Genomic DNA, 6,390 nt, shown 5'->3' with positions numbered 1-6,390 from the left:
GTGTCGGCAGTTCGATTCTGTCCCGCGCCATAGTGAACGTTTAGTTCACATTTAGTTTTGTTTTTACCAATGATAGGGATATAGTTTAATGGTAGAACTACGGTCTCCAAAACCGTCAGTGTGGGTTCAACTCCTACTATCCCTGCCATGATGGCGGTATTGGCGAAGTGGTTAACGCACCGGATTGTGGCTCCGGCACGCGTGGGTTCGATTCCCACATACCGCCCTTTAGGTTGATTTAAAGACCTACTTTATAATATAGCAACGCTAGATGCCGCTGTGGCGGAATTGGCAGACGCGCTGGACTCAAAATCCAGTTCCTTCACGGGAGTGTGGGTTCGACCCCCACCGGCGGCATAAATTTAGTAAGATTGTTATCGAGCTATTTCGTGTAATTTTCGTGTAATTTTTATGCGAGTAATTACACTTTTTTATTATAATGGCGGTATAGCCAAGTGGTAAGGCAGAGGTCTGCAAAACCTTCATCACCGGTTCAAATCCGGTTACCGCCTTTAATAATAATGGGTTAGTTTTAACTAACTCTTTTTTTGTACTTTAATTTAACTGTGTTAGAAATGCAGTAGAGTCTTTCTTGAAAGAAAAGCACCTATTAACGTTCAGTACTCCCTAAAAGTTAGATCAAATATCTGACTAATTGGGAAGCACTGTTGCATTAATAGGTGCTTTTTTACTTATGAAAGTTTATTTTTTAGAATTTCTTTTTTGTTCTATTAATAATTTGATACTAAAAAACATGTCTGTAAAGTCATAAGCAGCAAAGACAATTAAAATAGTACGTAAGAATGTAGAAACGTCAGCTGAGACCTTTAGATAATAAACAAAGAAAATCCCAACAATAAAGTCAAAAATAATATTTGAAATTAAAGCCTTATTGTTCTTCTTTAAGAAAATTTGAACCATTCCTTTCTATATACGTTATAACAGTATACAGTATAATAACTATAATTTCATAGTATTACAACAGTACTTTATAAGTAGTTCTAAAATAGTTGTGGTTCACGTAAGGCTCCAAAGTTTTTTTCAGATCGTGTGTATCTAAAGTGACTTGATCGGACTTATTCGTACTCCAGATGGTTAGAACAGCACGATTATGTGGTTTTCCATCTAGAGGAGATAGTAAAAGTACACTTTGCAAAAAACTAGAGTCAGCATTAATGCCACTCCAATGACGCACCTTTTCATCAAAAGCTGAGAGAGAATCACCTGCTAAATCAAAAAAATCATAAATAAAAATATCACCCATATTTAAGAATGGACTTTCAAAAAGAACTCTATAACGATTAAGCGAGTAAAAAACATTTTTCTGGTCGGAAAAATCAACTAATTGAAAGCTAGTTTCTTTAGCAGAGTTTGATAATAAAGTCATCTTACGAGAAGCATATTTTTCTTTGATTTCTCTTAAAACGGGTTCACTACCGAAAGATACATTTAAATTTTTCATTACATAAGCACCTCCATCCATGTTCTATTATAGTTGTTTTAAAACGAATCGAAAACCATTATAACTTTGCGTTAAAATAGATACATAAAGTAATTGGGAGGAATTAAATATGAAAATAACAGTTTTAGGATATTATGGTGGATATCCTAGCGAAAATGTGGGAACGACAGGGTACTTAGTGCAAAGTGGTAATTATAATTTATTGTTAGATACCGGTTCAGGAACTTTATTGGAATTACAAAGGCATTTGAATCCACTTGATTTAGATGCAGTACTTTTAACACATTATCATCATGATCATACCGCTGACTTAGGGGTATTACAGTATCAATGGCAACTAAATTCCAAGAATAAAGTTGAAATTTTGCCAATATATGGGCATACAGAAGACCCACTAAATTTTGGAGCTTTAACTTGGCCAAACGCTTCTCAAGGCGTAGGTTATAATGAGAATGAAGAAATTGATTTAGGTCCTTTTACAGTTAGTTTCAAAAAGACGATTCACCCAGTTCCAGCGTTTGCAACGCGAATTGTAGAACGAGAAACTGGAAAAATTTTCACATTTACGTCTGATACAAGATATTTTGACGAATTAGTTAAATTTGCAACTAATAGTGATTTATTAGTAACAGATACCAATTTTTTGAGTAATCATACTGGAATAAAATGGCATCTAAGTACAAAAGAGACGGCAGAGTTATTTAATAAGTCTAATGCAAAGCAATTAATGATCAGCCACTTATCTCCACAGATTGATATTGACGAAATGTTAAAAGAAACAAAACAATTTTCAAAAAATAAAAACAACGTTTTTGCGCCTAAAGTTGGGCTTACCATCGAAATTTAGAAAACAGTTTCATAACTTATGATTTTTGTATTCTATAAGTTTTTATTAAATTCTATTTTTAAAATTATTTAACATAATTATCCAATGTGTAAATTTAGTGTGAAATAAACGGTCTTATTCTAAAAAGCATGCCTTTGTTATATTTATTTTTTGTAAGAAAAAAGGTTAACGGGGGGGTGGACAAAAGCTAAATAACATTGTACAATTTTAATTACAGGTTAAGTAATGTACAGGTCACCAAAGGGGGAATTTAATATGGTTATTTTATACACATCACCAAGTTGTACTTCGTGTCGAAAAGCAAAAGCGTGGTTGAAAGAACACAGAATTGATTTTACAGAAAGAAATATCTTTTCTGAACCCTTAAGTGCCGAAGAAATTAAAAGAGTTCTTCGGATGACTGAGAATGGTACGGAAGAAATTATTTCTCGCCGCTCTAAAGTTTTCCAAGAGTTAAATGTTGATTTGGACGATTTACCACTCCAACAACTTATTAATTTAATTGAAGAAAATCCTGGATTGCTTCGACGTCCAATTATCATGGATGACAAACGACTTCAAGTTGGTTATAACGAAGATGAAATTCGTCGTTTCTTACCACGAAAAGTACGTCAACTGGAATTGGCAAAAGCACAAAGTATCGCAAACCTTTAAAATAGAAAAAGAATCACTTTGGGTTTACAAGGCTCCACAGTAACTCGAAATGATTCTTTTTATTTTGGGTAACCTGAAACGGACAGGTGGTATTGTCTTATATTTTGTGGGATAATTATAGGAAACAAATATACTGTTATTTCCATTCAGTTTCGATAGAACTGGAGGTGCTGATTAATGGAAATGGAACGAATTAATGATGATACAATCCGAGTAACAATTAGTTCGGATGATTTAAATGAGCGAGGTGTGACGTTCCTAGATTTACTTGATAATCATAAAGAAATCGAGAGCTTCTTTTATTCGGTATTAGAAGAGGTAGATACAGATCATCAGTTTGCTAGTAATGATGCTGTTACTTTCCAAGTGCTACCTAACCGTAATGGGTTAGAACTATACATTAGTAAGAACCCAACTGATGGCATGGAAGAAGCTATAAAATCAGTATCAAAAGACAATGCTCCTAGTAATGGGGAGATGGATGAAGTGTCGGACTTTTTAAAGAGAAAATTGGCCGAAACAGATTCAAATGATAAAAATAACGATGATTCAAGCTATACGAGTGACGGAAATCCAGCTGATCTAAATGGCTATGCTAATGGAGTTGGAAGTACGCAAAAATCAGTGATAGAGTTAGAGGATTTTGAAAGCTTACCAAGTATTGCAGAATTGATAAAAACCAATAGTGGAATTGAGTCAGTTCTGTACCGTTATCATGACATATATTATTTAGAATTAACTTTCTTTACCAGTGAAAATTCCCCTGAAACTATTAAGAATGACTTAGCAATCGCGTATGAATATGGGAATTCGACTATTGTTTCAAGCGAGGTTCTTAGAGAACATGGCGAAGTAGTTATGGATGGAGCAGCTTTAGAGCTGGCTAAGCGTTATTTTAAATAATCAAAAATAGATTTTACCAAAACACAACATTAATTTGTTGTGTTTTTTTCGTGGGAAAGATCCCAAAAGCCGTATTTCTATATTGGGGTGAACCTAATGAAAATTGGAATAACTAAAAACGGAACTTTAGTGGAAGCAAGAAAGGCTGATCGGAATGAAAAGTACTTTTGTCCAAGTTGCCAACGAGCGTTAAAACTATGTAGCGGGCAATACAAAAAGAACTATTTTGCCCATCAATCCTTTACTAAGAAACAAGGCTATCAGCCAAAAGGTGAAACTAAACGTCATTTAATGGGTAAAAAAAAGGTCGTCGATTTCTTCAATCAACGTCAAATTTCTGTACAGACGGAATTTTATCTACCAGAAATTAAGCAAAGAGCGGATTTGAGAGTTGAAATCGATGACCACATATACTTAGTTGAATATCAATGTAGTCCAATTAAGTTAAAGGAAATTCAAAAAAGGACTAAAGCGTATTTGAAATTAGGGTTAATCTCTTATTGGATTGCGGGCCCTAAACATCTTGGAAAAGGAAGTCTTTTTCAAACCGTACAGAAATTTGGCCGTTTTTCTAAAAAAGAAGGATGGTGGATCTTAGCTTGGGATGCTCTTAAACAAGAAGCTCCCCATGTATTTTTTAATATGCAACGAGCAGTTTTAGGCAAAGTTCTTTATCAAGAAAGAATTTTTAATTGCAAAGGTCATCAAAATGAATTTATAAGACCCAAATTACCTACCGTTGAATATGAGGCTTACAAGATTGAACATTCCTTACTAGGAAATCAAATTGACCAACGATATGTAGAAATACAACAATTGTGCTATACAAATGGTAAAAATTTAATGGGATGTCCTTGGACGGTTCATTTTCCACGACTGTGCACTGATTTTAGGAATCGTGGGATTCCACTACTAAATCGAGTGCGCTTTTTGGTTTTAGCAGAACAAAAAGTTAAAGTATCTATCACTGATATTACTCAAATTGATATTGAATTTTGGCAAATGCTTTTAGAGAAAAACATCGTTATCAGTAATGATGGCGAATGGTATTTTATTTCTCAAAAAGTGCAATGGTATAATTCATTATCAGAAAAATTGGCAAAAAAAAATCAAAGTAGGATAAGTAAGCTTTGATTTTAGGAGACTATAGGGTTTTAGGGGTAAACAACTTCTTGGGCTGAGTCTTTTGAATCATTTTTAATTGACACACCGATGCAAGAGTTTGGTAGTCATAGTGATCCATTAAGACTCCACATTCTTCATCTTTAAGATTAAAGATAACCGCTGCTGGGATGTCTTCGGCGCCCATTTCATGAGCAAGTTTTTGATCCCGTTTAAAGTCTTCTTGCGTCATTTTTGATTGGCGATCTTCTTCAAACATGGCTGTATCTAAACCAGCTTGTCTAGCAATAGTGCTACCTAATTCAAATGAATATGGGACATTGTTGTCAATGATTGCATTTTGCATTGCCATTAAGAAAGCACGTCCCTTGGCTTTTCCTTGATAACTAGCGGCTTTATAATCAAGGCTAGTTAGATACATTCGGTTAAAAAGTTCGTTATAATTAGCGTCTTTAAGTTGATTGCGTTTAATGAATTTAAGGACAACGTTCATATTTAAAACTGTAATAATTTTAAAATCAACTTTCTCCTCAGCATATTTAAAATATCGAATAGTTTCTTTTTCGCAGTTAAAGCACTCATCACCCCAGGGAGTGATGAAAAGATAAGTTTCAAGCATTTTAATTCCTCCAAAGAATTACATAAGTCAAACTGTCTTTACTTTACCAAATTTAAATATAAAATCAATTATTTTGTTTTAAAAAATCTGAAAACAATGTTTAAAAAGAAGTTTTAGTTTCTATGATAGAATAGAAGAGGTTGTTAATTTGGTTCGGAGGGATACGCATGATTAAAGATTGGGATACCTTTTTATTACCATATTCCCAGGCTGTTTCTGAATTAAAGGTTAAGCTTAGGGGTATGAGAACTCAGTTTCTAAAAAATGGAGAAGAAAGTCCAATTGAGTTTGTGACTGGACGAGTAAAACCAGTTGAAAGTATAAAAGAAAAGATGGTTCGTCGCCAAGTCCTAGAAGAACGCATAGAACAAGACATGCAGGATATAGCTGGCGTCCGTGTTATGTGTCAATTCGTAGAAGATATCTATGAAGTTGTCGATTTAATTCGGAAGCGTACTGATATGACGGTAATTGAAGAGCGAGACTATGTCGAAAATGAAAAACCTAGTGGTTACCGTTCTTATCATATTGTGGTGGAATATCCGGTTCAAATGATGAATGGTCAAAAGAAAATTTTAGCAGAAATTCAAGTACGTACACTTGAAATGAATTTTTGGGCTACAATCGAGCACTCTTTAAATTATAAATTTGACGGAGAATTTCCAAAAGAACTAAGAACACGGTTGCAGAAGGCCTCGGTTAAATCATATGAATTAGACAAAGAAATGTCTGAAATCAGAAAACAAATTTTATTAGCACAAAAAGAACAAAAGGATGTCTAAA

Annotated in this window: 7 protein-coding genes and 4 tRNA genes; 9 read left to right on the top strand and 2 right to left on the bottom strand. The window is 34.1% G+C overall.

The genetic code is table 11. The annotated features are described in order from the left end of the window. The first annotated feature begins 74 nt into the window (after positions 1-74). The 4 genes from IV86_RS06760 (at position 75) to IV86_RS06745 (ending at position 512) form a co-directional block, all read left to right on the top strand. A tRNA-Trp gene (locus tag IV86_RS06760) sits at positions 75-148 on the top strand. Positions 149-153: 5 nt separating this feature from the next. Then, positions 154-226: transfer RNA gene (locus IV86_RS06755), tRNA-His, on the top strand. A 47-nt stretch (positions 227-273) separates the two neighbouring features. Continuing rightward, a tRNA-Leu gene (locus IV86_RS06750) sits at positions 274-357 on the top strand. 84 nt (positions 358-441) lie between these two features. Continuing rightward, positions 442-512, top strand: a tRNA-Cys gene (locus IV86_RS06745). Positions 513-976: 464 nt separating this feature from the next. Here IV86_RS06745 and IV86_RS06735 read toward each other — a convergent pair. Further along, positions 977-1,462 (bottom strand): monooxygenase, encoded by a 486-nt coding sequence (locus tag IV86_RS06735; RefSeq protein ID WP_232625431.1) that lies wholly within the window; start codon positions 1,460-1,462, stop codon positions 977-979. 109 nt (positions 1,463-1,571) lie between these two features. Between IV86_RS06735 and IV86_RS06730 the strand changes: the two genes are divergently transcribed. The 4 genes from IV86_RS06730 to IV86_RS06715 all read left to right on the top strand — a co-directional run bounded on the left by IV86_RS06730 (position 1,572) and on the right by IV86_RS06715 (position 5,000). Beyond that, on the top strand, positions 1,572-2,309 hold the full coding sequence (locus IV86_RS06730; protein ID WP_002833515.1) for an MBL fold metallo-hydrolase: 738 nt from the start codon (positions 1,572-1,574) through the stop codon (positions 2,307-2,309). 255 nt (positions 2,310-2,564) lie between these two features. Then, the gene (gene spxA, locus IV86_RS06725) at positions 2,565-2,963 is read left to right on the top strand and encodes a transcriptional regulator SpxA (RefSeq protein ID WP_011673555.1); all 399 of its coding nucleotides are present in this window, start codon (positions 2,565-2,567) and stop codon (positions 2,961-2,963) included. A 177-nt stretch (positions 2,964-3,140) separates the two neighbouring features. Beyond that, positions 3,141-3,866: an adaptor protein MecA gene (locus IV86_RS06720; RefSeq protein ID WP_002833513.1), complete on the top strand. Its 726-nt coding sequence runs from the start codon at positions 3,141-3,143 to the stop codon at positions 3,864-3,866. A gap of 96 nt (positions 3,867-3,962) precedes the next feature. Continuing rightward, complete coding sequence (locus IV86_RS06715; RefSeq protein ID WP_056979453.1) at positions 3,963-5,000, top strand: competence protein CoiA; 1,038 nt, start codon at positions 3,963-3,965, stop codon at positions 4,998-5,000. Between the two features lie 10 nt (positions 5,001-5,010). Here IV86_RS06715 and IV86_RS06710 read toward each other — a convergent pair whose 3' ends face one another. Then, complete coding sequence (locus IV86_RS06710; RefSeq protein ID WP_002833510.1) at positions 5,011-5,607, bottom strand: ClpXP adapter SpxH family protein; 597 nt, start codon at positions 5,605-5,607, stop codon at positions 5,011-5,013. Positions 5,608-5,774: 167 nt separating this feature from the next. Between IV86_RS06710 and yjbM the strand changes: the two genes are divergently transcribed. Further along, a complete protein-coding gene (gene yjbM, locus IV86_RS06705) occupies positions 5,775-6,389 on the top strand; it encodes a GTP diphosphokinase (protein ID WP_002833509.1) in 615 nt (204 codons plus the stop codon). Position 6,390 lies beyond the last annotated feature (1 nt).

The organism is Pediococcus pentosaceus, assembly GCF_001437285.1.
In the GTDB taxonomy this organism is placed as follows: Bacteria; Bacillota; Bacilli; order Lactobacillales; family Lactobacillaceae; genus Pediococcus; species Pediococcus pentosaceus.
This window is presented reverse-complemented; position numbering and strand designations above follow the sequence as displayed.